28 protein-coding genes and 1 tRNA gene are annotated in these 25,752 nt (G+C 67.5%); 11 read left to right on the top strand and 18 right to left on the bottom strand.

What is annotated here, in order from left to right:
* Positions 1-22 precede the first annotated feature (22 nt).
* A tRNA-Gly gene (locus L1965_RS14600) sits at positions 23-96 on the bottom strand.
* Between the two features lie 242 nt (positions 97-338).
* Here L1965_RS14600 and L1965_RS14595 point away from each other — a divergent pair.
* Entirely contained in the window at positions 339-1,010 is a 672-nt protein-coding gene (locus L1965_RS14595; RefSeq protein ID WP_235757180.1) for a DUF3047 domain-containing protein, read from the top strand.
* Between the two features lie 70 nt (positions 1,011-1,080).
* Here L1965_RS14595 and L1965_RS14590 read toward each other — a convergent pair whose 3' ends face one another.
* The 13 genes from L1965_RS14590 to hisB form a co-directional block, all read right to left on the bottom strand.
* Entirely contained in the window at positions 1,081-1,686 is a 606-nt protein-coding gene (locus L1965_RS14590) for a CDP-alcohol phosphatidyltransferase family protein (RefSeq protein WP_235757179.1), read from the bottom strand.
* The gene (locus L1965_RS14585; protein ID WP_235757178.1) at positions 1,683-3,830 is read right to left on the bottom strand and encodes a dihydrolipoyl dehydrogenase family protein; all 2,148 of its coding nucleotides are present in this window, start codon (positions 3,828-3,830) and stop codon (positions 1,683-1,685) included. The genes L1965_RS14590 and L1965_RS14585 overlap by 4 nt, the downstream gene beginning before the upstream one ends.
* A 202-nt stretch (positions 3,831-4,032) precedes the next feature.
* On the bottom strand, positions 4,033-4,719 hold the full coding sequence (locus L1965_RS14580; RefSeq protein WP_235757177.1) for a haloacid dehalogenase type II: 687 nt from the start codon (positions 4,717-4,719) through the stop codon (positions 4,033-4,035).
* A 162-nt stretch (positions 4,720-4,881) separates the two neighbouring features.
* Positions 4,882-5,376 carry a DoxX family protein gene (locus tag L1965_RS14575; RefSeq protein ID WP_235757176.1) on the bottom strand — a complete coding sequence of 165 codons (495 nt, stop codon included), beginning with the start codon at positions 5,374-5,376 and terminating at the stop codon, positions 4,882-4,884.
* Positions 5,377-5,521: 145 nt separating this feature from the next.
* Positions 5,522-7,216, bottom strand: coding sequence for an adenine deaminase (gene ade / locus L1965_RS14570; RefSeq protein ID WP_235757175.1), 1,695 nt, complete (start codon positions 7,214-7,216; stop codon positions 5,522-5,524).
* Between the two features lie 93 nt (positions 7,217-7,309).
* Entirely contained in the window at positions 7,310-8,560 is a 1,251-nt protein-coding gene (locus L1965_RS14565) for a type III PLP-dependent enzyme (protein ID WP_235757174.1), read from the bottom strand.
* The gene (locus L1965_RS14560; RefSeq protein WP_235757173.1) at positions 8,547-8,783 is read right to left on the bottom strand and encodes an acyl carrier protein; all 237 of its coding nucleotides are present in this window, start codon (positions 8,781-8,783) and stop codon (positions 8,547-8,549) included. Before L1965_RS14560 ends, L1965_RS14565 begins: the two co-directional genes overlap by 14 nt.
* On the bottom strand, positions 8,780-10,357 hold the full coding sequence (locus L1965_RS14555) for an AMP-binding protein (RefSeq protein ID WP_235757172.1): 1,578 nt from the start codon (positions 10,355-10,357) through the stop codon (positions 8,780-8,782). Before L1965_RS14555 ends, L1965_RS14560 begins: the two co-directional genes overlap by 4 nt.
* Positions 10,354-10,791 carry a serine O-acetyltransferase gene (locus L1965_RS14550; protein WP_235757171.1) on the bottom strand — a complete coding sequence of 146 codons (438 nt, stop codon included), beginning with the start codon at positions 10,789-10,791 and terminating at the stop codon, positions 10,354-10,356. Before L1965_RS14550 ends, L1965_RS14555 begins: the two co-directional genes overlap by 4 nt.
* Before the next feature lie 243 nt (positions 10,792-11,034).
* Complete coding sequence (locus tag L1965_RS14545) at positions 11,035-12,081, bottom strand: glycosyltransferase family 61 protein (protein ID WP_235757170.1); 1,047 nt, start codon at positions 12,079-12,081, stop codon at positions 11,035-11,037.
* A gap of 119 nt (positions 12,082-12,200) precedes the next feature.
* A complete protein-coding gene (locus tag L1965_RS14540) occupies positions 12,201-13,361 on the bottom strand; it encodes an SGNH/GDSL hydrolase family protein (protein ID WP_235757169.1) in 1,161 nt (386 codons plus the stop codon).
* Positions 13,362-13,521: 160 nt separating this feature from the next.
* On the bottom strand, positions 13,522-14,151 hold the full coding sequence (gene hisH / locus L1965_RS14535; RefSeq protein ID WP_235757168.1) for an imidazole glycerol phosphate synthase subunit HisH: 630 nt from the start codon (positions 14,149-14,151) through the stop codon (positions 13,522-13,524).
* Positions 14,152-14,739, bottom strand: coding sequence for an imidazoleglycerol-phosphate dehydratase HisB (gene hisB / locus L1965_RS14530; RefSeq protein ID WP_235757167.1), 588 nt, complete (start codon positions 14,737-14,739; stop codon positions 14,152-14,154). It abuts the gene before it with no gap.
* Positions 14,740-15,202: 463 nt separating this feature from the next.
* On the opposite strand from hisB, the gene L1965_RS14525 reads away from it, so the two are divergent.
* The 3 genes from L1965_RS14525 (at position 15,203) to L1965_RS14515 (ending at position 16,700) form a co-directional block, all read left to right on the top strand.
* Positions 15,203-15,850, top strand: coding sequence for a hypothetical protein (locus tag L1965_RS14525; protein WP_235757166.1), 648 nt, complete (start codon positions 15,203-15,205; stop codon positions 15,848-15,850).
* The gene (locus L1965_RS14520) at positions 15,851-16,213 is read left to right on the top strand and encodes a cell division protein ZapA (protein WP_235757165.1); all 363 of its coding nucleotides are present in this window, start codon (positions 15,851-15,853) and stop codon (positions 16,211-16,213) included. It abuts the gene before it with no gap.
* Between the two features lie 181 nt (positions 16,214-16,394).
* The gene (locus L1965_RS14515; protein WP_235757164.1) at positions 16,395-16,700 is read left to right on the top strand and encodes a hypothetical protein; all 306 of its coding nucleotides are present in this window, start codon (positions 16,395-16,397) and stop codon (positions 16,698-16,700) included.
* Between the two features lie 17 nt (positions 16,701-16,717).
* Here the strand turns inward: L1965_RS14515 and L1965_RS14510 are convergent, their stop codons facing one another.
* Positions 16,718-17,491, bottom strand: a complete 774-nt coding sequence (locus L1965_RS14510) for an alpha/beta fold hydrolase (protein ID WP_235757163.1) — start codon at positions 17,489-17,491, stop codon at positions 16,718-16,720.
* Between L1965_RS14510 and L1965_RS14505 the strand changes: the two genes are divergently transcribed.
* Positions 17,490-17,945, top strand: coding sequence for a hypothetical protein (locus L1965_RS14505; protein ID WP_235757162.1), 456 nt, complete (start codon positions 17,490-17,492; stop codon positions 17,943-17,945). The two genes, L1965_RS14510 and L1965_RS14505, sit on opposite strands and share 2 nt — an antisense overlap.
* Before the next feature lie 110 nt (positions 17,946-18,055).
* Complete coding sequence (locus L1965_RS14500) at positions 18,056-19,243, top strand: MFS transporter (RefSeq protein ID WP_235757161.1); 1,188 nt, start codon at positions 18,056-18,058, stop codon at positions 19,241-19,243.
* On the opposite strand, the gene L1965_RS14495 is transcribed toward L1965_RS14500, so the two are convergent.
* The gene (locus tag L1965_RS14495; protein WP_235757160.1) at positions 19,161-19,922 is read right to left on the bottom strand and encodes a DUF599 domain-containing protein; all 762 of its coding nucleotides are present in this window, start codon (positions 19,920-19,922) and stop codon (positions 19,161-19,163) included. The two genes, L1965_RS14500 and L1965_RS14495, sit on opposite strands and share 83 nt — an antisense overlap.
* A 99-nt stretch (positions 19,923-20,021) precedes the next feature.
* Between L1965_RS14495 and L1965_RS14490 the strand changes: the two genes are divergently transcribed.
* From L1965_RS14490 to L1965_RS14470, 5 genes are all read left to right on the top strand, one after another.
* The gene (locus L1965_RS14490) at positions 20,022-20,249 is read left to right on the top strand and encodes an HP1242/YdcH family protein (protein ID WP_235757159.1); all 228 of its coding nucleotides are present in this window, start codon (positions 20,022-20,024) and stop codon (positions 20,247-20,249) included.
* Between the two features lie 56 nt (positions 20,250-20,305).
* Positions 20,306-21,763, top strand: coding sequence for an FAD-linked oxidase C-terminal domain-containing protein (locus L1965_RS14485; protein ID WP_235757215.1), 1,458 nt, complete (start codon positions 20,306-20,308; stop codon positions 21,761-21,763).
* On the top strand, positions 21,753-22,796 hold the full coding sequence (locus L1965_RS14480) for an FAD-binding protein (RefSeq protein WP_235757158.1): 1,044 nt from the start codon (positions 21,753-21,755) through the stop codon (positions 22,794-22,796). The genes L1965_RS14485 and L1965_RS14480 overlap by 11 nt, the downstream gene beginning before the upstream one ends.
* A complete protein-coding gene (gene glcF, locus L1965_RS14475; RefSeq protein ID WP_235757157.1) occupies positions 22,796-24,115 on the top strand; it encodes a glycolate oxidase subunit GlcF in 1,320 nt (439 codons plus the stop codon). Before L1965_RS14480 ends, glcF begins: the two co-directional genes overlap by 1 nt.
* Positions 24,116-24,231: 116 nt before the next feature.
* The gene (locus L1965_RS14470; RefSeq protein ID WP_235757156.1) at positions 24,232-24,684 is read left to right on the top strand and encodes an Hsp20 family protein; all 453 of its coding nucleotides are present in this window, start codon (positions 24,232-24,234) and stop codon (positions 24,682-24,684) included.
* A gap of 106 nt (positions 24,685-24,790) precedes the next feature.
* Here the strand turns inward: L1965_RS14470 and recR are convergent, their stop codons facing one another.
* Together recR and L1965_RS14460 are read right to left on the bottom strand one after the other, a co-directional pair.
* Complete coding sequence (gene recR / locus L1965_RS14465; RefSeq protein WP_235757155.1) at positions 24,791-25,390, bottom strand: recombination mediator RecR; 600 nt, start codon at positions 25,388-25,390, stop codon at positions 24,791-24,793.
* Between the two features lie 17 nt (positions 25,391-25,407).
* Positions 25,408-25,752 (bottom strand): YbaB/EbfC family nucleoid-associated protein, encoded by a 345-nt coding sequence (locus L1965_RS14460; protein ID WP_235757154.1) that lies wholly within the window; start codon positions 25,750-25,752, stop codon positions 25,408-25,410.

Raw genomic sequence — 25,752 nt, 5'->3', positions numbered from 1 at the left:
GCATTCCGCTGGGGGACAGGATTGGAGCGGGTGAAGGGAATCGAACCCTCGTCGTAAGCTTGGGAAGCTTCTGCTCTGCCATTGAGCTACACCCGCGTGATTTTCCGCGTATCCGATGCCGGGTGAGGGGTCAAGCCTGCGGTTGACCCCAACGGGCAACATCGTGCGCGCCGGCCTCGCCACGGGAAGAACCAGCCCCGCTCCGGCATGGGCAGCCGCGCGGCGCGGCCGCTTGATGAGGGTCGGGTCGCGGCCGCTTTCGCATCACATGCGTGTGAGGGCTTGCACTGCGCTGCGCCCTGGCTGCGTAGTTGTCGGCACAAGCACAGGAGAGCATCATGGATCGCAGGGCCTTTCTCGCATCCGCGGCATCCACTGCAAGCCTGGCGCTGCTGCCTGGCGTCGCGCGGGCCGGGCCGACCGGACCGATCCGCTTTGACCAGGGCTGGCGGCCGCTGAATTTTCCCCGCCTGACACCAACGCGATACGGGCTGGGTGGCCGGACGCTGACGATCGAGGGCGATGCCAGCTCGTCGCTGATCTACCGGCCCGCGCCGCCACAGGCGCGTGGCGCGGGGTCGGCAAGCTGGTCCTGGGCGGTCAGCAGCAGCGTGCCGGCCACGGATCTGTCCCGGAAAGGGGGCGATGACCGCAACATCTCGGTCTATTTCGTCTTCATGGACGCTGCCGCGGCATCACGCCTGTCGCCAGACACCTCGCCTCGGGCGCTGTTGTCGAACCGGTCGGGGCGCGTGCTGATCTATGTCTGGGGCGGCGGTCATCGGCCTGGCACTCTGCTGGCCAGCCCCTATCTTCGCGGTCGTGGCGTGACCGTCGTGCTGCGCCCGGCGGGCACCGGACGGGCCGATGCGCGGGTCGATCTTGCCGCCGATCATGCCCGCGCCTTCGGCGGCCCGCCAGGCACGCTGGTCGGGCTGGCGGTCTCGGCCGACAGCGACGATACTGGCAGCCGGTTGCGGGCCAGGCTTTCGGACCTGACGCTGGAATAGCTGCGGCGCGGACCCCGCGCGCGCGCGGGTGGCGATCCGGACCGGTCGGTCCCGAGCACCGCCGGGCGGGTCAGCCGAAGGCACGCCAGCCCTGATGCCAGCGCAGCACCGTCGTCACCAGGCAGGCGGCGGAAAAGATCAAGGCCAGCATGGGGAAGGCGGTCGGGACCAGACACATGGCCAAGAACAGCACGATCGTCTCGAACCCCTCGGTCAGGCCGCCCAGATAGTGGATGCCCTTTGCGGGGAACGCGGTCGGTGGACTGCCGCGTTTCGCGGCAATGGCCGCGAACGCCAGGAAAGACGATCCGGTCCCGACAAAGGATGCGATCAGCACCGCCGCCGGCAGCGCGTTGACGCCGGGATCATGCATCGCGAACCCCAGGGGAACCAGCGCGTAGAACACGAAATCCAGCGCAATGTCCAGGAACGCGCCCCGATCCGTCGGTCCATTGATGCGCGCCACCGCCCCGTCCAGCCCGTCCATGATGCGGTTCGCCGCGATCAGCAGCAATGCCGGCAGCCACCAGCCCGCCGCCAGCGCCGGCACGGCCAGCACGCCGATCACGAAGCCGGCCATGGTGATCGCATCCGCGCCGATGCCCCGATCCGCCAGCAGTCGCGCGGGCGGCCGCATCGCGGCGCGCTGGACGGGTTGCAAAAGAGCGTCGATCATCCGCGCCTCCACCGATGGATCCGTTCCACAAGCGCCAGCAGGCGCGGATTCACGTGCTGGCGCCGCCAGGTGCCGGCGACGGACTTGTTCGCTTCGGCCCAGGTCGGGTAGATATGGATCGTGCCGAGGATCTTGTTCAACCCCAGGCCATGTTTCATCGCCAGAACGAATTCCGCCATCAGCTCTCCGGCGCGGTCGCCCACGATGGTCACGCCCAGGATGCGGTCGCGGCCCGGAGGCGTCAGCACCTTGACAAAGCCGCGCGCGGCGCCGTCGGTGATGGCCCGGTCCAGCTCGGCCAGATCGTATCGGGTGATCTCGTGGGCGACACCCTGTTCGAGCGCCTCGGCCTCGGACAGCCCGACGCGGGCCAGTTCGGGATCGGTGAAGATGGCCCAGGGGATCACCCGGTAATCGGCCTTGACGCGCCAGGCCCAACCGAACAGCGCGTTCACCGACGCGAACCATGCCTGATGCGCGGCGACATGGGTGAACTGATAGGGCCCGGCGACGTCGCCGGCGGCCAGAATATGCGGAAACTTCGTTTGCAGAAAGGCGTTGGTCGAGATCGCGCGCTGGGTCGGGACACCCAATGTCTCCAGCCCGAGGCCGGTCAGGCGGGGGCTTCGTCCGACGGCCACGATGATCTGGTCGAAGGCAATGCGGCGTGTCCGGTCGCCGGTCTCGATCTCGATCCATTTGTCGCCATCCAGGCCGAAACGCACCGCCTTGTGCCCGGTCAGCACCTCGACACCGTCGGCCCGCAGCGACGCCCGCACCAGCGCCGCCGCCTCGGGGTCCTCGCGCATCAGGATCTGCGGCGCCATCTCGATCTGGGTCACCTGCGATCCCAGCCGCGCGAAGGCCTGCGCCATCTCGCAGCCGATCGGACCGCCGCCCAGCACGACCAGCCGCCCGGGCGCCTTGTCGAGACCGCCCAGACGGTGCCACAGAATGTCCGATGTCAGCGGGTCGACCAGATCCAGCCCCGGCAGCGGCGGCATCAGGGGCTGCGCGCCTGTGGCGATGATGATGGCGCGCGTCGTCAGCCGTTGCGTGACCCCTTGGGCGGCGGTGATCTCGACCGTCCAGGGATCGACCAGCCTTGCATGGCCCTTCAGGACCTCGACACCCAGCGAGCGGTAGCGTTCGACGCTGTCATGGGGGGCGATCTCGGCGATGATGCGATGCACGCGCGCCATCACCCGGTCAAAGGGGATCGCGGGCGTCGCGTCGATCAGGCCGAAATCCGCGGCGTGACGCATCTGATGAGCCAGCGTCGCCGTGCGGATCAGTGCCTTCGAGGGCACGCAGCCGTGATTGAGGCAGTCGCCGCCCATCTCTCCCGCCTCGACCAGCGTGACGCGCGCCCTGGTCGCCGCCGCGATATAGGCCGACACCAGCCCGGCAGAGCCCGCGCCGATCACGATCAGGTTGCGGTCGAACCGCCGCGGGCGGGTCCATCCGGACAGGACCTTGCGGCGGCGCACGAACCGCAGCGCCGCCCGGGCGATCCACGGAAAGGCGGCCAGCGCCGCAAACGAGGCCAGGATGGCGGGCGAGACGATGTCCGAGAGTCTGTCGAGCCGCGCGAGCTGGGTTCCCGCGTTCACATAGACGGCCGTGCCGGCCAGCATGCCGATCTGGCTGACCCAGTAGAAGGTCCAGGCCGGCATGGGCGTCAGCCCCATCAGCAGGTTGACGGCAAAGAACGGCACCACCGGGATCAGCCGCAGCGAGAACAGATAGAAGGCCCCGTCGCGCGCCAGCCCGGCCTCGATGGTCCTTGCGCGCGCGCCCATTCGCGCCCGCACCCAGTCCCGCAACAGATAGCGCGCCGCCAGGAAGGCCAGCGTGGCGCCGATCGCCGAGGCGAAGGACACGATGACCAGTCCCTGCCAGAAACCGAAAAGCGCCCCGGCCGCCAGCGTCAGCCAGACCGCGATCGGCAGCGACAGCGCGACGATCGCGACATAGATCAGCAGGAACAGCCCGGCGACCAGCAGCGGCCGCGCCGCCTGAAAATCCGCAAGGCCGGCCAGAGCGTTGCGCAGACTGTCCGGCGTGACCTCGTGTTCCCGGATCAGCAGGAACAGGGTCGCGGAAAGCGCCAGAAAGACGCTCAGCAGCAAGGTCTTCTTCAAGTCGTGATCCTTTGCGGTGGCCGACATGGCCCGGATTCGCGGCGACCCTTCATGGGCACGGGCCGCGCGGCGCCCGGCCCTGTCCGGCGCGACGCGACAGACGCCGCGGGCACGGCCCGACACAGGCCTGCCCCCAGCCACCATGTCGGGGTCGGAGATGCTCGCCAGCCGGAACGGACCGTCGGCCGCGGGCCGCTGTCGCTCAACCGGGCCATGCGACGGCGATCTGCCGGGCGAGGGCCGACAGATCCGGCGCGATCAGATCGGGTTGCGGGATGCCCGAGGCTGGCAGGGCCGCGTTCATGCCATGCGTGACCAGCGCGCCCCGGCCGCCCATCGCCTGCAATCCGATCGTGTCCCAGACATGGCAGGCCACGAGGCACAAATCCCGCGGTGCCACGGCAAGCGCATCCGCGACCAGAATGTAGGTCTGCGGGGCTGGCTTGAAGCAACCCGATCGCTGCACGCTGAAGGCATGCTCGAAGAACCGGGCCAGGCCCGATCGCTCCAGCGCCGAAGGCCCGGCCGAGGGCGGCGAATTCGTCAGCGTGACCATGCGAAAGCCCTGGTCCTGCAGGTAGGCCAGCGCGTCGGCGGCGTCGGGATGGGCGGGCATCGTGCCAAGCGCCTCGCGCAGGCGCGCCACATCGGTTTCGGTGATCGTCACGCCCCGGATCGTGCCGATCATGTGCAGGACGGCGCCGGCCAGGCTGGCGAAGTCGCTGCGCAGCCCGGCCAGCGTGATCGTCTGGGAATACAGGATCAATTGTGCGAACCAGTCGCGCATCACCGCCACGTCACCGAACCGTTCGTGGAAAAACGGGCACAGATGGTCCAGATCCAGCAGCGTTTCGTTCACGTCGAAGACGAGGATCGGTCGGTTGGTCATGGCGGCCCCTTCAAGGCAGTCGGTCAGGACGAAGCATGCCCGCAAATCCGCATCCCTGCCAAGCCGTTCCCACCGCGCCGCGCTGCCAGCCGCGATGCGCGCCCGGCCCGCTCGCCGCAAGCCCTATGGCGGGCGGGCCGGGCGTGGTCGGCGTCCCGTGCATCAGGTGACACTTGCTTCCGTCGCGGACCGGGTCCGGGTTCCGTCCAGCCCCAGCACCCGGTCCAGCGACCATGCCCCAGGCCCCCGTGCGGCCAGCGCCAGAAGGGCGGCCGCCCACAGCCCGTGCGTGACCCAGGCCCCCGGATAGACGAAGATCTGGATCACGGCCGTCATCCCCACAAGTCCCAGCGCCGAAAGCCGCGTCGCAAGCCCCAGGATCAGCAGCGCGGGCAGCACATGTTCGGCGAGGGTCGCCATCACGGCAGCCAGTTCTGACGGGATGACGGGCAGCGCATATTCATGCTCGAACAGGAACCAGGTCGAGTCCTTGATGGTAAAGATGCCGTCGACCTTCGTGCGTCCCGACAGCAGGAACACCATGGCGGGAAAGATCCGCAGTGCCAGCGCCACGGCGTCATGCGGGATATGGTCCAGAAGACCGTTCATGCGGCGGATCAGCTGTTTCATCGTCCATTCCTCTTTCAGATCGGTCATCGCGCAGTCATGCCTGCATGTCGGAGGAGGACGGAGTCTGTTACGCCGATCACGGTGTCGTGTTGACCCTGCGTCGCAAGCCGGGGTGCTTTCAGCACGGCAGGGCTCGGCTGCCGAGGCTTGTCGAGGCGGCTTCCGCGATGCGTCAGCCCGCGATGATCTCGAACCTCTCGACATCGACCATGCCGCGATCGGTGATCTTCAGCGCCGGGATGACCGGCAGCGCCAGAAAGGCCAGTTGCAGGAACGGCTCTTCCAGCGTCACGCCCAGCCCGGCCGCGGCTTCGCGCAGCTCCGCCAGCCGGGCGCGGACATGCTCGAACGATTCGAGGCTCATCAGACCGGCCACCGGCAGCGGCAGTTCCGCGAGGATCCGGCCGCCCGACGCGACGACGAAGCCGCCTTCCAGCTGCGACAGGCGGTTCGCGGCCAGCGCCATGTCCGCGTAATCCGCGCCGACCACGGCGATGTTGTGATGATCATGGCATACGGTCGAGGCGATCGCGCCGCGCCTGATGCCGAAGCCCTGCACAAAGCCGGTCGCGATGTTTCCGTTCCGGCCGTGGCGTTCGATCACGGCGATCCGCATCAGGTCGCGGGCGGGATCGGGGCGTTTGTCGCCATCCTCGGGCGCGATGTCGCGGTGCAGATGTTGCGTGATGATCTTGCCTTCCATGATGCCGATCACGTCCGTCTGCGCCCGGTTGCCGGTGCAGCGGAAATCCCGCGCCGTCACCTGCGGGGCCCTGACCGAAGCCCGCCCGACGGGCGCCACCGCGCCGCGCGTGGCGAAGGCCGCGTCGTCCACGATCCGCCCGCCGCACAGCACAAGCCGGGCGTGGCAACCCTCCAGACTGTCCAGCGCGACGATGTCGGCGCGCAGCCCCGGCGCGATCAGCCCGCGATCCTTCAGCCCGAACGCCTCGGCCGCCGACAGGGACGCGGCGCGATAGGCCGCCAGCGGCGATGTGCCCCGTTCGATCAGCCGCCGGATCATGAAGTCCAGATGGCCATGCTCGGCGATATCCAGGGGATTCCGGTCGTCGGTGCACAGGCACATATAGGGCGCCGTCCGTTCGGTCAGGACCGGTTGCAGGGCGTCCAGATCCTTGCTGACCGAACCTTCGCGGATCAAGACGCGCATCCCCTTGCGCAGCTTTTCCCGCGCCTCCTCGGCGGTGGTCGCCTCGTGTTCGGTGCGGATGCCGGCGGCGATATAGGCATTCAGGTCATGGCCCGACAATTGCGGGCAATGCCCGTCGACATGACCGCCCCGGAACAGCCGCAGCTTGGCCATCGCGGCCGGATCGCGATGGATCACGCCGGGATAATTCATGAATTCCGCCAGACCGATCGCGGACGGATGCCCCATCACCTTGCGCAGATCATCCGCCTCGATCCGCGCGCCCGACGTCTCCATCTCGGTCGAGGGCACGCAGGAAGACAGCTGCACGCGCAGGTCCATCAGCAGATGCTGCGACGCGCTCTGGAAATAGCGGATGCCGTCGAGGCCGGTCACGTTGGCGATCTCGTGCGGATCGCAGATCGCCGTGGTGATGCCGCGTGGGGTCACGCAGCGGTCGAATTCGAACGGCGTGACAAGACTGCTTTCGACATGCAGATGCGTGTCGATGAAGCCCGGCACCAGCACCCGGCCGGTCACGTCGATGACCTCGCGCCCCTCATAGTCGCCGATCCCCGCGATCCGGTCGCCGCAGATCGCCACGTCGGCTTCGATCATGTCTCCGGTGATCAGGTCGAACACGCGACCGCCGCGCAGCACCATGTCAGCCGGCGCGTCGCCGCGCGCCTGCGCGATGCGGGTTTCGAGATCGTCCATCGGGTCCTCCGTCGTCGTGGTGACGGCCAAGGAACCCGATCGGCGCGGCGGCGTCCAGTGCCGTCGAGGACCGGCCGGGGCAGCGGGTGCCGCTCAGCCGCGCAGCCCCGCGCCCTCGATCCGGGTGGCGTCGGTCAACTGCCCGCCCTCGGCCATGATCTCGCGCGGGGTCGGGTGGCTGATGAAGTTGACCGGGCTGGATGTCGGCCCATAGGCCCCGCTGGCATGGATCGCGATCAGGTCGCCGTCCTCGACGCGCGGCAGCACGACATTCGTGCCCAGCTTGTCGATCGAGGTGCAGAGCGGACCCGAGACGTCGATCTTTTCCTCGCTGGCGCCGTCGTTCTCGCCCACGCGGTGCATGACATAGTTGCGGCGCAGGACCATGCCGAAATGGCCCGACGCCGCCAGATGACCGTTCATGCCGCCGTCGCAGATCGCGATGCGCGCGCCGCGAGAGTCCTTGGTCGAGATCACGCGGGTCACGAAATAGCCCGCCGGGCCGACCAGATAGCGCCCCAGCTCCAGCACCAGTTCCGTGGCCGAGAAGCGGGGATCTGCCTTCAGCGCGTCCAGTTCGGGCGCGGCGCCTGCTGCCACCTCGTCCGGATCCAGCGCAGCGTCGCCCGGATGATAGGGGATGCCGAGGCCCGATCCGAAGATCAGCCGGTCCGGTCGCAGGTCATGGGTTTCGCACAATGCGCGAAAGATGCCGATGAAGATGCCCCAGTTCTCGACGATCGCCGCGGATTTCAGGCATTGCGTGCCGGAATAGATGTGCAGCCCGGCGACGCGCAGATGCGGCAGGGCCAGGATTTCGGTCAGCGCGGCCGGTGCCTCCTCGATGTCGATGCCGAAGGGGCTGGGCCGGCCGGCCATCTGGTCGCCGAACCCCTTGGGAACACGGTCCGGGGCGATGCGGATCACCACGTCCTGGCGGCGGTCCAGATCGCCTGCGATGCGGTCGGCCAGTCGTGCCTCGCGCAGCGATTCGATGACCAGTTCGCCCAGCCCGGCCCGGATGACGGTCTGCAACTCGACCTCGCGCTTGGCGGGGCCGGTAAAGCTGGCCCGGGCCGGCGACCAGCCGGCATCCGTGGCCAGCACGAATTCGCCGCCCGACGACACGTCGATATAGGGCACGCGATCGGCGAGCCATGACAGCAGCGCCGGGTTCGGATTGCATTTCATCGCATAGGACAGCCGGAACCAGCGGCCGAAGGCGGATTCCAGCGCCGCAAGGCGCGCCTCGATGACGTCGGTCAGATACACATAGGCGGGCGTGCCGAACCGGTCGGCCGCCGCGGCGAGGATCCGGTCGGTGTCCGCTTCAGGCCTGTTCACGCGCGTAGTCCACGATCCGCTGCACCGTATCGAAGTTGTCCAGCGTGACATCGGCGGGACGGACTTCGACGGCGGCCTTCTCCTCGACAAAGCCGATGATGTTCATCATCGCGACGGAATCGAGGATACCGGTCGAGAACAGCTCTGTCCCGGCGTCGATCTGGTCCTCGACATTCAACTCGTCGCGGAGGTAGCGGATCAGGTCCTCGGCTGTCAGGCTCATGCAATGTCCTTCTGGTGAGCCGCCTTGGCAGCGGCGATGATGTTGGGTCGGTCCAGCTTGCCGCTGGCGGTGCGCGGCATGGCACCCTGCCATGCATGGACGTGACGCGGAACCATGTAATGCGCCATGTTGCGGCGACAATGCGCCATCAGGGCGAGGCTGTCCGCATCGCCGATCAGGCAGGCCGCGACATGGACGACCTGTCCGGCATCGTCGTCCTCGACCCCGAAGGCCACGACATCGGTGACGATCCCGGACTGGGAAACGATATCCTCGACCTCGGTCGGCGACAGGCGGAACCCCTGCGTCTTGATCATGTCGTCCATGCGGCTCACGAACCACAGGTCGCCGTCCTCGTCCAGGCGGACAAGATCGCCCGAGCAGACCACCGGCGCGTCGCCCAGATGGTCGCGCAGTTCCGGCAGCACGCGGATCTTTTCGGCGGTCAGTTCGGGCCGTTCCCAGTAGCCCAGGCTCACCAGCGGTCCACCATGGACCAGTTCCCCCTGTTCCCCGGGGCCGGCAATTCCCTCGCCATGCTTAACGACGAAGATCCGGGCGTTGGGTATTGCGCGTCCGATCGAGCCCATCTTGCGGGCGAATTTCGCGGGCGGCAGATAGGTCGAGCGGAAGGCCTCGGTCAGGCCATACATCAGATAGATGTCCGCGCCGGGAAAGACCTGCGGCATCAATTCCAGGATGTTCGGGGGGATCTTGCCGCCGGTATTGGTGACGCGGCGCAGGGCGGGCAGCGCGATTCCCGCATCGGCCAGATAGCGGACCACCTGGTTCCACAGCGGCGGGACGCCGGCGATGGTCGTGGCTTCGTGCAGGACGGCCATCCGCACGACCTCGGACGGCATGGACACCGGTTGGTGGATGACCGTCGCGCCCAGCAGGAAGGCGTCGGTCAGCTGGTTCAGCCCGGCGTCGAAGCTGTAGGGAAGCACCGACAAGAGCCGGTCATCGTCCTTGAGGCCGAGATAGTCGCTGACCGAGATCGCACCCACGCGGATGTTGCGATGGCTCAGCATCACCCCCTTGGGCCTGCCGGTCGAGCCGGACGTATAGATGATCGCGGCCAGATCGCCGGGATCGGGGAAGAATTCGGGCGACTCGCCGGCAACCAGATCGTCCCACAAGGTCGCGTTCGCGGGCAGCGACGCCGCGCGTCCCTGGACCAGCAGATGTTCGATCGATCCGGGCAGCGGGTCGGCGCCAAGGGCCTTCAGCACCGGCGCCGCAAGGATCGCCGCGCGGGCCCGGCAATCCTGAGCGACATAGGCCAGCTGCGCGGCTGTCCACTGATGGTTCACATTGACGACGACCGCTCCGATCTTCCAGGCACCGAACATCGCCGCCACCTCGTCGATGCCCTTGCGAAGATGCACGATCACCCGGTCGCCCGGCGCGATGCCCTGCGAAGTCAGCCAGCCGGCGACGCGGTCAGCCTCGGCCAGCACCTCGCCATAGCTGGCCTGCCGCGAGGCGTCGATCAGCGCGGTCTTTTCGGCGCGACGCGGCAGGTTGTCGGCCAGCAGCCGCCAGATCGAGGCCTCTGCGCCGGGGATCATGCGCCGCCATCCTTCTTCTTTTTCTGCGCGAAGATCGGCAGGTTCGGAAAGATGCGCGCGGGCGAGCCGATCACGATGCTGTCGTCGGGGACATTGGTGCTGACCGCGGTATTGGCCCCGATCCGGACCCGGTCGCCGATCCGGATGCGCCCCAGCACGGTCGCGTTGACGCCGATGAACACGTCATCGCCGATCCTGGGCGCGCCCGGTCCCATATTGGTGCCGATCGTCACGTTATGCATGACCCCGCAGCGATCGCCGATGACCACTTCGGGGTGGATCGACAGTGACCCTTCGGCATGGATGATGTGAAAACCCTCGCCCAGCGTCACGGTCGGTGGAATCCAGACCTTGGTGACATTCAGGATGAAGATGCAGAACAGCCCGTAAAGCTTGTTCGCGAACCAGCGTCCGACCCGGTTCTGACGCTGCATCGCCCACCGCCCATAGCGATAGACCGCCAGGGAGACGAAGGCCGGATCAGAGATTCGGCGGCCATGCCGTTCAAAATCCTTGCGAATATCATGCCACACGGGCCGAACACTCCGAACTGACAACATGATCGGAAGGTTCACACCTTCCATGCGGGACACACCCCACGGGGCGCGGCAAAAATGACCGGGGCGACCAGTCTTTTCAAGCGCATATTGGTTCCAATGCAGCCAAATTGTCCAAAACTACAGGATCAGCGCCAGCGTGCGCTGGACTTCATCCCACGCGATCCGGAAGGAACCGGCCGTCCCGGTGCCAACCAGCAGCGCGAAACGCTGCTGCCAGCGGTCGGTCAGAAGCTTCATCGCGGTGGTGGTGCGGTCGGCCGGCTGGATGGTCAGCAAGGTGCCGCCGGGCGGCATGGCGGCCAATCCGTGGTTGAGCTGGCTTCCCTCGATCCCCGCGACGACGCGTGTCGCGCCGCAGGCGTCCAGCAACTCGTCAACCGTGTGATCCTCGGGGAACATCACGCGAAAGCCGTATTGCGCCTGCAGTTTCCCGGCGATCTCGTCCTCGTTTTCAAGGATTCGCGCATCGCCGCTGCGGCCGCGATACAGGAACACGCCAGGATTCGGCTGCGGCGTCCTGCCGCTCAGCAATCGTCGCCGCATGTCCTGGGCGCGCGCGATCCGACCGCGATTGTTGTGATGATCGTCGAACAGGATCAGTTCATCGAAATGCACGTCGCCGATCCGCTCGGGCGCCATCGACAGCAGTTGCTCGTAGCGCGGTACATGCCCGCCGCGCTCCGGCATCGAGGTGACCGGGTGACCGGCCTGTTCGGCCAGCCGGTAGCTGAGGCAGTCGTCCAGCAACCAGTTGCCGAACCAGCGATTTCCGACCCATGTCTCGTAGAGCGCGCCGGACAGGCTGCGATCCGGCCTGCGACGCCTCAGCGCGTATCGCGTTTGTCGCCGCAGGTGAAGCTCGGCCTTCCCCGAATACAGCACGCCATCGACGAAATCGACGTCGCGCAGCCGGTATCCGATCGTCGCGGGAATGTGCTCCGCGGGATCGCCACGCAGCGATCGCAGGACCACGTCGAGCGGCGCGAATGCGGTGCGCGTGATCCGTTCCGCCTGACCGGGCAGGCAGATGACCGGTGGAACCGGCCGCGTTTCCGCCGGGCTGATCTGCCATGTCTCGACCGCATGATCGGTCAGCGTCCCTGGCCGCCTGCCAGCCATGCGACGCAGTTTGCTTGCCAGATGGCGCAGGGATGTCGTCTGCATCGGCGGGGTCCTTCGATTACCATCACGCCCTGGATCGCATCGGCCTGAACGGCCAGATGCCGGCGCTGAAACGGCTGCCTGGACAGGCGCGGCCGATCCGCTGTCCTGCGCGCTGCGGATCAGGGTGGCGATCGCAGCAGTCCAGTCAGCGTCATCGCGATGACCTGATGGTCGTTCAGCGACGGATGCCAGTGGCAGGCTGTGCGCGCCAGTTCCGGCAACACGACCAGATCGGCGTGATCGCCCGCGGCCGCGAATTCGTCGCGAGCCTGACGGTGCGCGTCTACCAGATTTCTGCCGTATTCGCCGAACACCAGCAGCACGATCCGCGCATCCGGGGCCTCGGCCCGGCGAGCATGCATGAAGTCAAGCAGGGCCGCCGAGAACGCGCGTTGAAAGCGCAGCGTCGCCTCGCGACTGTCGTCAGCGTCGGAAGGCCTGGCGAAATCGTTCGAGCCGAGGCCGATCACCACGGCGTCGGCTGCCGGTTCCGGTGCGCGGGGCGCGTCGGGCAAGGCCGGAACGGCGAGGTCATAGAGATCACGCATGGTCACATCGGTGTCGCCGCCCAGATTGCGGATCAGCCCGATCCCCGATTTGGCGACGACGCGGTAATCCGCCCCCAACGCGCGCGCCGTCAGCGGACCGTAGGCTTTCGAGGTATCGGTCGCCAGATATTGCTGTTCCGCCGTGCAGTCGCGTCCGGGCGCGGTGTTGCCGTAACCGACGGTGTCCGAATCGCCCACGAACTCGATCAGGGGTGCGCTGGCGAGCGGCGGCAGCGCGGTTCCCCCGGCGGGCAGGAAGAAGCCGCCGAACCTTGCGGGCTCCAGCGTCTCGCTCAGCTTCTCGATGCTGATCCGGTGCTCTCCGCGGCCCAGCCCGTCGATCCACAAAAGCCCCTCGCCTGGCCGTGTCAGCATCACGGTCGCCTCGTCCACGGTGATGCGATAGCGGTTGGCGGCATCATCGATCGCCAGCGCGATCCGGGGACCCGTGAACCGGGCGCTGGCGCGAAAGGCCGGCCATTGATGGATGTAACCGTCCGGTCGCAGGCTGGCGCGGCCGGTCACATGGGCGTGCAGCAGCACCATCTGCGGGTCTGGACGCGCGCCGGGCTCAAACCGGGCGTCCATGCCGGCGGGCGCGTGCTGTCCAGGCTGCACCTGCGGCACCGGTCCCTCGGCCGCGCGCGGAGCCTGCGCCGCGATGAGGCCAAGCACGAAAAGTCCCGCCGAGGCGAGCGCCGGCAGCGCGACCCATGTAGCCGTGACGGACATACGCCTCTCGTGGTCCAGCGATCCTTCGGCTGCGATCATATCCTGTGCAGCCGCGCCCGCAACGTCGTTCCAGTCCGGCGGCGGATCGTTGCGCCAGAACTGGCCGAGCCTGGAACGCAGCCGCCCCTGCGCGCCTCTGAGACGGCGCCGGGGTCGGCCATCACGGCCTCCAGTTCAGGAAATTCGCGATCAGCCGCAGCCCGACGGCCTGCGATTTCTCGGGGTGGAACTGGGTGCCGACGATGTTGTCGCGGCCGACCACCGCCGTCACCGGCTGGCCGTAATCCACATGCGCCAGTCGATGCGCCGGATCGGCCACGCGAAACTGCCAGCTATGGACGAAATAGGCATGATCGCCCGTCGAGATGCCCTCGAGCACCGGGTGCGGGCGGTCGATGACGAGATCGTTCCAGCCCATATGCGGGACCTTCAGTCCCGGCGCATCGATGGCCTCCACCTCGCCAGCGATCCAGTCAAGCCCCGCCGTCCGGCGATATTCATGCCCCGTCGTCGCCAGCATCTGCATCCCGACGCAGATGCCGATGAAGGGTACGCCGCGTTTCAGCACGGCCTCTCGCAGCGCCTCGGCCATGCCGTCGACCTCGCCCAGTGCCGCGCGGCAGGCCGGAAATGCGCCGTCGCCCGGCAGCACGATCCGGTCGGCGCGGGCGGCAATCTCGGGGTCCGAGGTCACGTCGATCCGCGCATCAAGATCGCGGCCCATCTTCTGGAACGCCTTCTCGGCCGAATGCAGATTCCCGCTGTCATAGTCGATCAGGGCGACATGCATCTACAGCGCGCCCTTGGTCGAGGGCAGCACGCCCGACATGCGCGGATCGGGCTCGACCGCCTCGCGCAGCGCCCGGGCGACCGCCTTGAAGGCGGCCTCGGCGATGTGGTGGCTGTTGATGCCATCCAGCCGCGCGACGTTCAGGCTGATGCCGCCATGCGTGGACAGCGCCTGGAAGAACTCGCGCACAAGCTGGGTATCGAAGCTGCCGATCCTTTCGGTCGGGAAGCCGACGTTCCAGACCAGATAGGGCCGCCCTGACAGGTCCAGCGCGGCGCGGACCAGCGAATCGTCCATTGCCAGCAGGAAGCCGCCATAGCGCCGGATGCCCTTCTTGTCGCCAAGCGCGCGGGTCAGCGCCTGACCGATGGCGATGCCGGTGTCCTCGACGGTGTGGTGGTCGTCCACATGCAGGTCGCCCGTCGCGCGGATCGTCATGTCGATCAGCGAATGCCGCGACAACTGATCCAGCATGTGATCGAAAAAGCCCACGCCAGTCTGGTTGTCATAGGCACCGCTGCCGTCAAGATTCAGCGTGACCTCGATCTGCGTCTCGGCCGTGTTGCGGGTGATCGTGGCAATACGCATCGGAATTCCTTTCGTCGCGCCGGCCTTATAGGCCGATGCAGGCGATCCGCCAAGATGCCGCTGAATTTCGGAACAGCGTCCCGGCGAGGTTCTCAGCGGGAAATTCCCGCCCAGGGCCATGCCCGAGCCCGACAAGGTGGCACACGCCATTCCAACGCCCGAGGGCGCGACGGAGATCCTCGAGACCGACCACCGGATCGGCCAGAACACCATCGAGGGTCGCGCCGGCACGTTTATCGCCCGCGTCAGCCGCGCCCGGACAAGACGCCCGTTTTCGTGGGCGGTGCTGATCGTGAATTCGGTGCGTCTGGTGCCGCGGATGACCACGCGTGTCGGAACGGCGAGAACGCGCCTGAAAGTCAGCCCGCAGCCAACGGAACGGGCAGCGTTTTCCGCGCCCGTTCTTGTCTTATGCCGCGGGCGGTGCCAAAACCGTGACAGAGGCCATCAAAGGACCGACGCGATGAGCGATATCTCTGTCAGCGAGCGGCGCCTCAGCGCCGCGCTTGACCGCATCGACCACCTGCTCGAGGTCGGGCTCAGGCGACCTGCCGCCGCCGCAACGCTTCAGGAAGAAGCCGAACCGGCGAGCATGTTGCAGGCGCGGATTGCCGATCTCGAATCCGAGAACACCCGCCTTGCCGGGGAGCTGGGGGCGTTGCGGACCGATCGCGGCGGCCCGCTGGAGGCTGCGCTGGCCGAGGCGCGGGCAAGGCTGACCGCGGCCGGGCAACAGGCCGCGCGCCTGTCGGCCGCGAATGATGATCTGGCAGCGGCGAACCGCAGATTGATCGAGGCGGCCTCGGGCGTGGATGCGCCCGAGGATGCGGGCCGTGCCGCGCTGGAGGCCGAGATCGAGGCGCTGAGGGCGGCGCGGGCGGCCGAAATCGCGCAGATGGGCGACATCATGATCGAACTGGAACGTCTGCTTGCGGACGAGCCGTCGGCGGATCGCGCGCGGATTGCAACCCGCGCCGGCGATGACGCCGTTCTGCCCGAGGTGACGGGCGACGTCGCCGGCGTGCCCGAGGACGAGACCGGCGACGACGATCATTCGCCGGACGGTCCCCGTGGACCGCAAGGCGTGGAAGTCAGGGACGGGGACAGGTAGATGGCGGAAGTCGATTTCACGATCGGTCACAAGGAATACCGGCTGGGGGCGCAGGACGGCGAGGAAAACCTGCTGAAACGCGCCGCCGCGCTGCTGGACGGCGAAGCGCAGCAGATCCTCGAACAGGCCGGGCGCATGCCCGAACCGCGGCTGCTGTTGCTGGCCGGGCTGATGCTGGCCGACCGGTATTCGACGATGGAGGATCGCGCCGAGAAGGCCGAACGTCATCTGAACCGGTTGCAGCAGAACCCGGCGCGCGTCGAGGTTCCGGTCATCCCGTCGGACCTGAAGGAAGCCATGGCCGAACTGGCGGCCCGCGCCGAGGCACTGGCGGAACGGCTTGAGGATCAGCAGAACGGCTAGCCGTTTCGGATAGCGGGCGGCCCCTTCCGATGCGGCTGGCTTGGCGAGGCTCGCAGGTCGCGCGCAGCGTTGCCGTCAGGAAGCGATCATCCGTGCTGGGGGCTGGGGCTGGGGCTGGGGCGGCCGGTCGCGTCGCTGTCGGGTTAAGCTGTTTTTAACGAACTCGTGCGACGAATGCGCGATGCGCCGCCTTCTGCCTCTTGTCCTGCTCCTGTCCGCCTGTGCCAGCGGATCGCCCGACATGCTGGGCGCCGCACGCCACGAGGTGAGGGTGGACGGGCTGGATTTTGTCGTCTTCGCCAAGGGAAGCGAGGCCGAAACCGTCCGGATGGGCTATCTGACCCGACCGCAGCGCGCGCGCGTGCCCGCGGCGATGGCGCGCGCGACGGCTCTGGCGACCGGCTGCAGGGTGATCCCTGGCAGCATGACGACGCGCATCCCCGGTGACACCGGCGTTGCCCGCTTCGACCTGGATTGCAGCATCTGAATCGGCCGGACAGCGCCTCAAGCAGGGCCGAGGAACGCGGCCAGCGTTGCGGCGACGGCCTCGGGGGCGTCGGCATGCATCCAGTGCCCGGCATCCTTCAGCGTCACGATCCGCAGCTGCGGGAAATGATCGCGCAGCGCCTGTTGACCGCGATCATCGACATAGTCCGATCTCTCTCCGGCCATCGCCAGCACCGGGCCCTCGAAGGCGCCTTCCGGCAGGTCCGCGGGCCAGCCGGTGATGTCGGACATGCTGTCCTTCAGCACCGGCAGGTTCAGGCGCCATTCAGGAGGGTCCGACTTGAAATCCAGCGATTGCAGCAGGAAGGCCCGCAGCCCGGCATCGTCGATGCTTTCGGCAAGCCGCGTGTCCGCCTCGCTGCGTCGAGACAACCCGCTCAGGTCAAGCTGCGCCATCGCGTCGATCAGCCCGGCCTGGCTGTGATCATAGGCGACGGGGGCGATGTCCATCACCGCCAGCTTGCGAATCAGCGCCGGCCGGGTCAGCGCCAGCACCATGGCCGCCTTGCCGCCCATCGAGTGGCCGACCAGATCGGCCTTGCCGCCAAGATCCCCGATGATTTCCGCCAGATCCCCGGCCATCGCGACATAGCTGTGATCGGGATCCTGCGGGCTTTCACCGTGATTTCGCATGTCCACGGTCACGACGCGGCGGGTTTCGGCCAGCCGGCGGGCGATGGCACCCAGGTTCCTGCCCTGTCCGAACAGCCCGTGGACAAGCAGGACGGGCGGGCCGTCCCGGGGCCCGGCGATGGTGTGATTCAGCTTCATGGTCCTGATCCTAGAGCGTCTGGCGCCCTCCCGCCATCCCGACTATCCTGCGCTCATGAACCGCGACACACATTGTTTCGAAGACGTCCCGGCCATGGCGGACGAGATTTCCCGGCTGATGGTCGCCCGGTTCGGGGGGGCGCGGCGGGGCGAGCGGCCAAGGCTGCACGTCATGCTGCGTCGGCGTGGCGGCGCGCTGCCCGCGAAGCTGCGCAAACCCGCCCGCAAGCTGGCCGAGGCCGATCTGATCAGCGCGCAGCCGAGGGTCGCGCGGCAACTGGACATGGCGTCGCTGAGCAACGCCCATGCCGCGCTGGTCGCCCATCTGCGGCCGCTTGGCCAGCTTGGCAGATGGCGCGGCCGGGCCATCAGCTTCGCGGCCTCGATGGTCTTTGGGCTTCTGGTTCTGGCGGCGGTCGTGATCTGGGTGATGCTGCGGCGCGGCCATCTTTGACCACCCGAAGGCAGGGTTGCACGTGGTGCAAACCGGCTTCCCGGCGCATTCCCCTTGCACATGATGCAATGCAGCTTGATCTTTGGCAGACCCTCGGACAGGACCGCGCCATGACCCAGCCCTCTGAATTCCGCAACGCCATCCTCGCGCTGGCGCTTGGAGCTTTCGCCATCGGCACCTCGGAATTCGCGGCGATGGGCCTGCTGCCCTATTTCGCCGCCGATCTGGGCATTTCCGAACCGCAGGCCGGCCATGTGATCAGCGCCTATGCGCTGGGGGTCGTGATCGGCGCGCCGGTGACCTCGATCATGGGGGCACGACTTCCACGGCGGCGCTATCTGGCGGCGCTGATGGGATTTTATGCCGTCATGAACCTGCTTGCGGCGGTCTTGCCGGGACTGGCTGCGCTGACCGGGATGCGGTTCCTGGCGGGTCTGCCGCATGGCGGCTTTCTGGGCGTGGCGATGCTGTATGCGGCCGACGCGCTGCCTGCCCATCGGCGGGCGCGGGGCGCGGCACAGGTGCTGATCGGGCTGACCGTCGCCAATATCGTGGGCGTTCCGCTGGCAGGCGCGCTGGGTCAGAGCATCGGCTGGCGCTGGGGCTTCGCGCTGCCGGGGGTTCTGGCTTTGGCCTCGGCCTGGATGATCCTGAAGGTCGCGCCGCGCGTCGGCGGGAACCCCGACGCACGGCCCTGGGACGAGTTGCAGGCGCTGCGCAATCCGCGCGTGTTGTGGATTCTGGCGGTCGGTGCGATCGGTTTCGGAGGGCTGTTCGCGGTCTATGCCTTTCTGACCGCGGCGATTCTGGCCACCACCGATGCGCCGGGCTGGGCGATCCCGCTGGCGCTGGCGATGTTCGGCGTCGGCGGCACGCTGGGGACCTGGCTCGCGGGGCGCGTGACCGAAAGGCTGGGGCAGATCCGCGCCGCCTATGTCAGCCTTGCCGCGATGGCTGTGACGCAGGGATTTGCCTCGATCGCGGTCGGGAACTGGCCGCTGATGGTGCTGTCGTCGTTTCTGATGGCGGCCGGTGCGGGCCTTGTGATCCCGCTGCAGACGCGGTTGATGGATGTCGCGGGCAAGGCCCAGAACATGGCCGCTGCGATGAACCATGCCGCCTTCAACGCCGCGAACGCGCTGGGGCCGTTCCTGGCCGGTCTGGCGCTGACTGCCGGCTTGGGCTGGCGCGCGCCCGGCCTGGTCGGGATCGTGCTTACGACTGCGGGCGCGGTGGTTCTGGCGCTGGCGGTGCGGCAGGATCGGGCAAGCGGGCTTGCGGCAGACTGCGCAGGATGACCTGCCGCGAGGTCGAGGCGAATTCGCGCCGCCAGGTCACGAACAGCACGACAAGCGTCCCTGCCAGCAGGCCCCAGGCGCCGGCCAGCCAGCCAAGTGAGCCCATCGCGAAATAGACGCTGCGCAGACCGGCATTGAAGCTGCGGGCGGCGGTAATGTTCAGATCCGCGGCCTGCAAGGCCCGGTCGCGGGCGGCCGGATCGTCGGATCGGTTCGGGACCGCCGCCATCACGATCGCGCAATAGCCGAACAGCCGATGCGCCCAGACGAATTTCAGGAATGCGTTGACGACGAAGAACATCGCCACCAGCAGCTTGAACTCCCACAGGATCGCGGTGCCGCGCTCGATCTCGAACTCGCGGGCGAGGCCGCGCAACTGGTCGGTATTGCCGATCAGCGCGATGATCCCGCCGGTTGCGATCATGCAGGCCGACGCGAAGAACGCCGTTCCCTCGCGCAGCGTCGACAGGATGTTGCCGTCGAAGATGCGCGGGTCGCGGGTCAGCATCTGCAGCATCCATTCACGCCGGAACCGGATCATGAGGATCGACACCGATGGCATGCCCGCGGGCGGACGTTCCGTCACCCAGCCGATCGCGAACCAGCCCAGAAACAGCAGCGCCACCGCCAGCAGGTCAGGCAGGATGAGTAAGCCGGGCAGGGGCAGGCCAGATGTCATGGCTACGTTCTAGGCCGGACCGAGGCGGCTTGAAAGCCCCGGTTGCCGGGACTATCGTCCTTCCCAAGGGAACGCGCACTGACAAGAGGACCGCACTTCATGGCCACACCCCATGCCATCCACGAGGAATTTCCGAACGATGCGCAGCGCATTCACGATCTCAAGATCAGCGATGCACATTTCGCGCGACTGCTTGAGCAATATGATACGTTGAATGATCAGGTCCACGCCGCCGAGACACAGGTTCACCCCGTCTCGGACGAAGCCGAGAAGGAACTGCGTCGCAAGCGGGCGCATCTGAAGGACGAGATCGCGCGGATGCTGTAGAGCGCAAGCTCCGTCCGGCGCCGTCGGACCTGGTCGAGAAAGGAGCCGCCACGATGATGCAGATGCCCGAACCGGACCCCACCGTGCTGTCACGGCGCCAGGCGATCGTGACGGCGCTGCGTGATGCGGTGGCCGGTGCCGTGATCGACGATCCGGCCGAGACGCGTGCCTATGAATGCGACGCGCTGTCCGCCTATCGCTGCGCGCCGCTGGCCGTGGTCTTGCCGCGCACGACGGACGAGGTCGCGCGGCTGATGGCGATCTGCCACGAGCTTGGCGTGCCGGTGGTGCCGCGCGGCGCCGGGACCAGCCTGGCGGGCGGCGCGATGCCGACCGCCGACGCGGTGGTGATCGGCCTGTCGCGGATGACCGACGTGATCGAGATCGCGACCGGCGACCGGCTGATCCGCGTGCAGGCCGGCCGGACAAACCTGTCCGTGTCGGGGGCGGTGGATGGCCAGGATTTTTTCTACGCGCCGGATCCCTCCAGCCAGCTGGCCTGTGCCATCGGCGGCAATATCGCCATGAACTCGGGCGGCGCGCATTGCCTCAAATATGGCGTCACGACCAACAACCTGCTGGGCGTCACGATGGTCCTGATGGACGGCACGGTGGTCGAGCTTGGCGGCCCGATGGGCGAGGGGCCGGGACTCGATCTTCTGGGCGTGGTCTGCGGGTCCGAGGGTCAGCTGGGCATCGTGACCGAGGCGACGTTGCGGATCCTTCCCAAGCCCCCGGGCGCGCGTCCCGTGCTGATCGGCTTTGACAGCAGCGAGACAGCGGGCGCCTGCGTGGCGGCCATCATCCGCGCCGGCGTGATGCCCGTGGCGATCGAGTTCATGGACAGTCCCTGCATCCGCGCGACCGAGGAATTCTCGCATGCCGGCTATCCCGACTGCGAAGCCCTGTTGATCGTCGAGGTCGAGGGAACCGCCCCCGAGATCGACGAGCAGCTTGCCCTGATCCGCGACATCGCCGTCACCTTCGATCCTGTCGAGTTCCGCGAAAGCCGGTCCGAGGACGAATCGCGACGCATCTGGCTGGGTCGCAAATCGGCCTTCGGGGCAATGGGGCAACTGGGCGATTACATCTGCCTTGACGGCACGATCCCGGTATCGGCGCTGCCGCAAGTCCTTGCCCGGATCGGCGATCTTTCGCGCGATTACGGGCTTTCCGTGGCCAATGTCTTTCATGCCGGCGACGGGAACATGCACCCGCTGATCATCTACGACGCGAACGCGCCGGGCGATCTGGACCGGGCCGAGGCGCTGGGGGCGGACATCCTGCGCCTCTGCGTCGAGGTCGGCGGCTGCCTGACCGGCGAACATGGCGTCGGCATTGAAAAGCGCGACCTGATGACGACGCAATATGCTGCGGCCGATCTTGAGGCGCAGATGCGCGTCAAGGATGTCTTCGATCCGAACTGGCTTCTGAACGCGGCGAAGGTCTTTCCGCTGGATGTGTCGGCCAGCCGCCGTGACGCGCGCCCGAACGCGACCCCTCATGCGGCCTGACAGCGAGGCGGCGCTTGCCGAAACGATCCGCGCCGCGCGCGAGCCGATGTCGATCACCGGCGGCGGTACCCGGCTGCGTCCGGGCGAAGGGCAGGCCCCGCGGCTGGATCTGTCCGCGCTGACCGGCGTCACGCTTTACGAACCGGCGGCTCTGACCCTTGTCGTGCGCGCGGGGACGCCGCTGGCGACGGTTCACCAGATGCTTGCGGCCGAGGGCCAGATGCTGGGTTTCGAACCCGGCGGCGAGCCCGGCTCGACCATCGGCGGGGTGATCGCCGCCAACGCCTCGGGGCCGCGTCGCGTCCAGGCCGGGGCTGCGCGCGACGCGCTGATCGGTGTGCGTTTCGTCGACGGGCAGGGCGAGATCGTCCGGAATGGCGGGCGGGTGATGAAGAATGTCACCGGCTACGATCTGGTCAAGCTGATGGCTGGCAGCCGCGGCCAGCTGGGCGCGCTGACCGAACTGTCCCTGCGGACCATGCCCATGCCGCCCGTCCGCCGTACCCTCTGCCTGCCGGATCTGGAGGCCGCTGACGCGCTGCCCGCGCTGACCGCCGCGCTTGTCGGTCCGTTCGAGGTCAGCGGCGCGGCCTGGCTGCCGGACCGCGGCGCGCTCATCCGGCTTGAAGGGCTGGAGGGATCGGTCGCGATCCGCGCGACCGGGCTGCGCGACCGGCTTTCGCAGCACGGCGAGGTTGCCGAGGTCGATGACGACCCCTGGCCGCGTCTTGCCTGGCCCGAGGCGCGCGATGGCGACGGCGACCTGTGGCGCATCGTCTGTCGGCCAGGCGCGGCGGCATCGATCCTGGCGACGCTGCCTCGGCCCGTGTCGCTGGACTGGGGCGGCGCGCTGATCCATGTGCGCCTGCCCGAGGGCGAACTGCCGCAACTTCCGCGTTTCGAGGGTCATGCAAGACGCGTGACCGGCGCCGCCCCGATGGTCCTGCCTGCGCCCGATCCGATGACCCGCCGCCTGGACGCCGGTTTGCGCCGGAAATTCGACCCGCGCGGCATCTTCCTGGGGGCCGACTGATGCAGACCAGCTTCACGCCTGAACAGTTGAAGGACCCGGCCACCGCGCGTTCCAACAGGATTCTGCGAACCTGCGTGCATTGCGGCTTCTGCACGGCGACATGCCCGACCTATCAGGTTCTGGGCGATGAGCTGGACAGCCCGCGCGGCCGGATCTATCTGATCAAGGACATGCTGGAAGCCGGCCGGCCGGCCGACGAGAAGACCGTCAGGCATATCGATCGCTGCCTGTCCTGCCTCAGCTGCATGACGACCTGCCCCTCGGGGGTCAACTACATGCACCTGGTCGATCACGCCCGCGTCCATATCGAGAAAACCTATCGCCGGCCCTGGCGCGACCGGGCCATGCGCTGGATGCTGAAGACCGTGATCCCGTATCCGCGGCGTTTCCGGCTGGCGCTGTTCGGGGCGAAACTGGCGCGGCCCTTTGCGCGGCTGATCCCGGATGCGCGGGTGCGGGCGATGCTGGCGATGGCGCCGCGGGATATCCCGCCGGTCAGCCGCAACGATGACGGCCAGACCTTTCCGGCGATCGGCGAACGCCGCGCCAGGGTCGCGCTGATGATCGGCTGCGCGCAGCGCGCCCTCGACACCGAGATCAACGACGCCACCATCCGGCTGCTGCGCCGGGCGGGCTGCGAGGTGGTGATCCCGGAAAAATTCGGCTGCTGCGGCGCGCTGACGCTGCATATGGGCAAGGAGGCCGACGCCAAGGCCAGCGCCAGCGACAGCATCGCCCGCCTGCTGGCGATCGAGGCTGACGGCAAGCTGGACGCGATCGTGATCAACACCTCGGGCTGCGGCACGACGATCAAGGATTACGGCCATCTGTTCGAGAACGACGAGATCGCACCCGATGCGGCGCGGGTGTCCGCGCTGGCCAAGGACGTGACCGAGTTCCTCGAGACGCTGGGTCTGCCCCGGCGCAGCCGGGCCGAGGGCGAGGGCACGCGCGTCGCCTATCATTCCGCCTGCTCGCTGCAACATGGCCAGCAGATCAGGACCGCGCCCAAATCGCTGCTGGCCCAGGCCGGGTTCCAGATCGTCGAGCCCGAAAACGCGCATCTGTGCTGCGGGTCGGCCGGGACCTACAACCTGCTTCAGCCCGCGCTGTCGGAGGAGTTGAAGCACCGCAAGGTCGCGACGCTGGAGGCGACCGCTCCGCAGGTCATCGCGGCCGGAAATATAGGCTGCATGATGCAGATCGGCGGCGCGACGGAGCTGCCGGTGGTGCATACGGTCCAGTTGCTCGACTGGGCGACGGGCGGGCCGCGCCCGCCCGCTCTGAGGACCGCAGAATCGCGCATTTCAGGGTCTTGAACCGCCGATTCACGCGCCTACATCCTTGATATCGGCGGCCTGAAAGGCGCCGTGAACTGCCCGCCCGGCGATCGGGGGGCAACAACTTGCATCGCTTACGAGAGAGGATGTGACCCATGCGTAACTTCGATCTGACCCCGCTCTACCGTGCGTCCGTCGGCTTTGACCGTCTGGCCGATGTCGTGGACCGCGCCATGTCGGCCGATGTCTCGGCCCCCACCTATCCACCCTACAATATCGAGAAGACCGGCGATGACACCTATCGCATCTCGATCGCCGTGGCCGGCTTTGCCGCCGATGATCTGAGCGTCGAGATCCGGGATGGCGCCGTCATCGTCTCGGCGCAGAGGGCCGAAGAGGACGAGAGCCGCAACTATCTGCATCGCGGCATCGCGACCCGCGCCTTCGAGCGGAAGTTCACCCTGGCCGATCATGTCCGTGTCGATGGCGCCAGCCATGTCGACGGCATGCTGCATATCGATCTGGTGCGCGAGATCCCCGAGGCGCTGAAGCCGCGGCGGATCGAGATCGCCAAATCCGCCTCCAAGGTGGAAAAGCTGGACGCCTGATTCCGGCGTCCCGCGATGGCTGGGGGACTTTGCGTCCCCCAGACCCCCTGCAGGATATCTGAGAACCAGTGCAAAGGGGCGGTCCGGCCGGGTCGCCCCTTTGCTGTCACAATCTGCGGCGGGCGCGCAGCGCGGCGCTGATCGTGCCGTCGTCGAGATAGTCAAGCTCGCCGCCGATCGGCACACCCTGGGCGAGGCCGGTGATGGCGACACCGCTGCCTTCCAGTGCGTCCGCGATGTAGTGCGCGGTGGTCTGGCCGTCCACGGTGGCGTTGAGCGCGAGGATGACCTCGCGGATCTGGTCGTGGCGGACGCGGTCGAGCAGGCCGGGGATGCCCAGATCCTCGGGGCCGATCTCGTCCAGTGCCGACAATGTGCCGCCGAGGACGTGATAGCGGCCGCGGAAGGCGTGGCCGCGTTCCAGAGCCCAGAGGTCGGCCACGTTCTCGACCACGCAGATCTCGCCATTGGCGCGAGCAGGGTCGGCGCAGATCGCGCAGGTGTCACGATCGGTGATGTTGCCGCAGATCAGGCATTCGCGCGACGTGCTTGCCACGCTGTCCAGCAACTGCGCCAGTTGCGTCATCTGGCCGCTGCGCTTGCGGATCAGGTGCAGCACGATCCGGCGGGCCGAGCGCGGTCCCAGCCCGGGCAGTCGCGCCAGCAAACCGATCAGCATCTGGATGTCGTCGCCGCCCTCAGCCATGATCCGCGATCATCGTCTCAGAATGGAAACGTCATGCCGGCGGGCAGGCCGAGTTCCTGCGTGATCCGACCCATTTCCGACTGCATCCTGTCCTGAGCGCGGCGCTGAGCGTCCTTGATCGCAGCCAGGATCAGGTCCTCGACGACCTCTTTCTCGCTGGGTTGGAAGATCGACGGGTCGATGTCCAGCGCGGTCAGTTCGCCCTTGGCCGTGCAGCTGGCCTTGACCAGTCCCGCGCCGGATTCGCCCGTCACGGTGACCTTTCCCAGATCCTCCTGCATCTTCTGCATGCGATCCTGCATGTCCTTGGCGGCCTTCATCATCTTGGTCATGTCGCCAAGTCCGCCCAAACCCTTCATCAT

This window comes from Paracoccus salsus (genome assembly GCF_021556615.1).
GTDB classification, from domain to species: domain Bacteria; phylum Pseudomonadota; class Alphaproteobacteria; order Rhodobacterales; family Rhodobacteraceae; genus Paracoccus; species Paracoccus salsus.
The sequence above is the reverse complement of the archived record's forward strand: the minus strand, read 5'-3'. Positions and strand labels throughout refer to the sequence as shown.

Coding starts and splice junctions, on each gene's coding strand:
- L1965_RS14505 (WP_235757162.1), top strand. CDS start 17,490: ATGGTCCTGATCCTAGAGCGTCTGGCGCCCTCCCGCCATCCCGACTAT.
- L1965_RS14460 (WP_235757154.1), bottom strand. CDS start 25,752: ATGATGAAGGGTTTGGGCGGACTTGGCGACATGACCAAGATGATGAAG.
- L1965_RS14580 (WP_235757177.1), bottom strand. CDS start 4,719: ATGACCAACCGACCGATCCTCGTCTTCGACGTGAACGAAACGCTGCTG.
- L1965_RS14590 (WP_235757179.1), bottom strand. CDS start 1,686: ATGATCGACGCTCTTTTGCAACCCGTCCAGCGCGCCGCGATGCGGCCG.
- L1965_RS14470 (WP_235757156.1), top strand. CDS start 24,232: ATGCGTAACTTCGATCTGACCCCGCTCTACCGTGCGTCCGTCGGCTTT.
- L1965_RS14545 (WP_235757170.1), bottom strand. CDS start 12,081: ATGCAGACGACATCCCTGCGCCATCTGGCAAGCAAACTGCGTCGCATG.
- L1965_RS14575 (WP_235757176.1), bottom strand. CDS start 5,376: ATGACCGATCTGAAAGAGGAATGGACGATGAAACAGCTGATCCGCCGC.
- hisB (WP_235757167.1), bottom strand. CDS start 14,739: ATGCGTATTGCCACGATCACCCGCAACACGGCCGAGACGCAGATCGAG.
- L1965_RS14560 (WP_235757173.1), bottom strand. CDS start 8,783: ATGAGCCTGACAGCCGAGGACCTGATCCGCTACCTCCGCGACGAGTTG.
- L1965_RS14510 (WP_235757163.1), bottom strand. CDS start 17,491: ATGAAGCTGAATCACACCATCGCCGGGCCCCGGGACGGCCCGCCCGTC.
- L1965_RS14520 (WP_235757165.1), top strand. CDS start 15,851: ATGGCGGAAGTCGATTTCACGATCGGTCACAAGGAATACCGGCTGGGG.
- L1965_RS14555 (WP_235757172.1), bottom strand. CDS start 10,357: ATGATCCCCGGCGCAGAGGCCTCGATCTGGCGGCTGCTGGCCGACAAC.
- recR (WP_235757155.1), bottom strand. CDS start 25,390: ATGGCTGAGGGCGGCGACGACATCCAGATGCTGATCGGTTTGCTGGCG.
- hisH (WP_235757168.1), bottom strand. CDS start 14,151: ATGCATGTCGCCCTGATCGACTATGACAGCGGGAATCTGCATTCGGCC.
- L1965_RS14500 (WP_235757161.1), top strand. CDS start 18,056: ATGACCCAGCCCTCTGAATTCCGCAACGCCATCCTCGCGCTGGCGCTT.
- L1965_RS14550 (WP_235757171.1), bottom strand. CDS start 10,791: ATGCAGCGTCAGAACCGGGTCGGACGCTGGTTCGCGAACAAGCTTTAC.
- glcF (WP_235757157.1), top strand. CDS start 22,796: ATGCAGACCAGCTTCACGCCTGAACAGTTGAAGGACCCGGCCACCGCG.
- L1965_RS14595 (WP_235757180.1), top strand. CDS start 339: ATGGATCGCAGGGCCTTTCTCGCATCCGCGGCATCCACTGCAAGCCTG.
- ade (WP_235757175.1), bottom strand. CDS start 7,216: ATGGACGATCTCGAAACCCGCATCGCGCAGGCGCGCGGCGACGCGCCG.
- L1965_RS14540 (WP_235757169.1), bottom strand. CDS start 13,361: ATGTCCGTCACGGCTACATGGGTCGCGCTGCCGGCGCTCGCCTCGGCG.
- L1965_RS14495 (WP_235757160.1), bottom strand. CDS start 19,922: ATGACATCTGGCCTGCCCCTGCCCGGCTTACTCATCCTGCCTGACCTG.
- L1965_RS14515 (WP_235757164.1), top strand. CDS start 16,395: ATGCGCCGCCTTCTGCCTCTTGTCCTGCTCCTGTCCGCCTGTGCCAGC.
- L1965_RS14490 (WP_235757159.1), top strand. CDS start 20,022: ATGGCCACACCCCATGCCATCCACGAGGAATTTCCGAACGATGCGCAG.
- L1965_RS14480 (WP_235757158.1), top strand. CDS start 21,753: ATGCGGCCTGACAGCGAGGCGGCGCTTGCCGAAACGATCCGCGCCGCG.
- L1965_RS14485 (WP_235757215.1), top strand. CDS start 20,306: ATGCAGATGCCCGAACCGGACCCCACCGTGCTGTCACGGCGCCAGGCG.
- L1965_RS14525 (WP_235757166.1), top strand. CDS start 15,203: ATGAGCGATATCTCTGTCAGCGAGCGGCGCCTCAGCGCCGCGCTTGAC.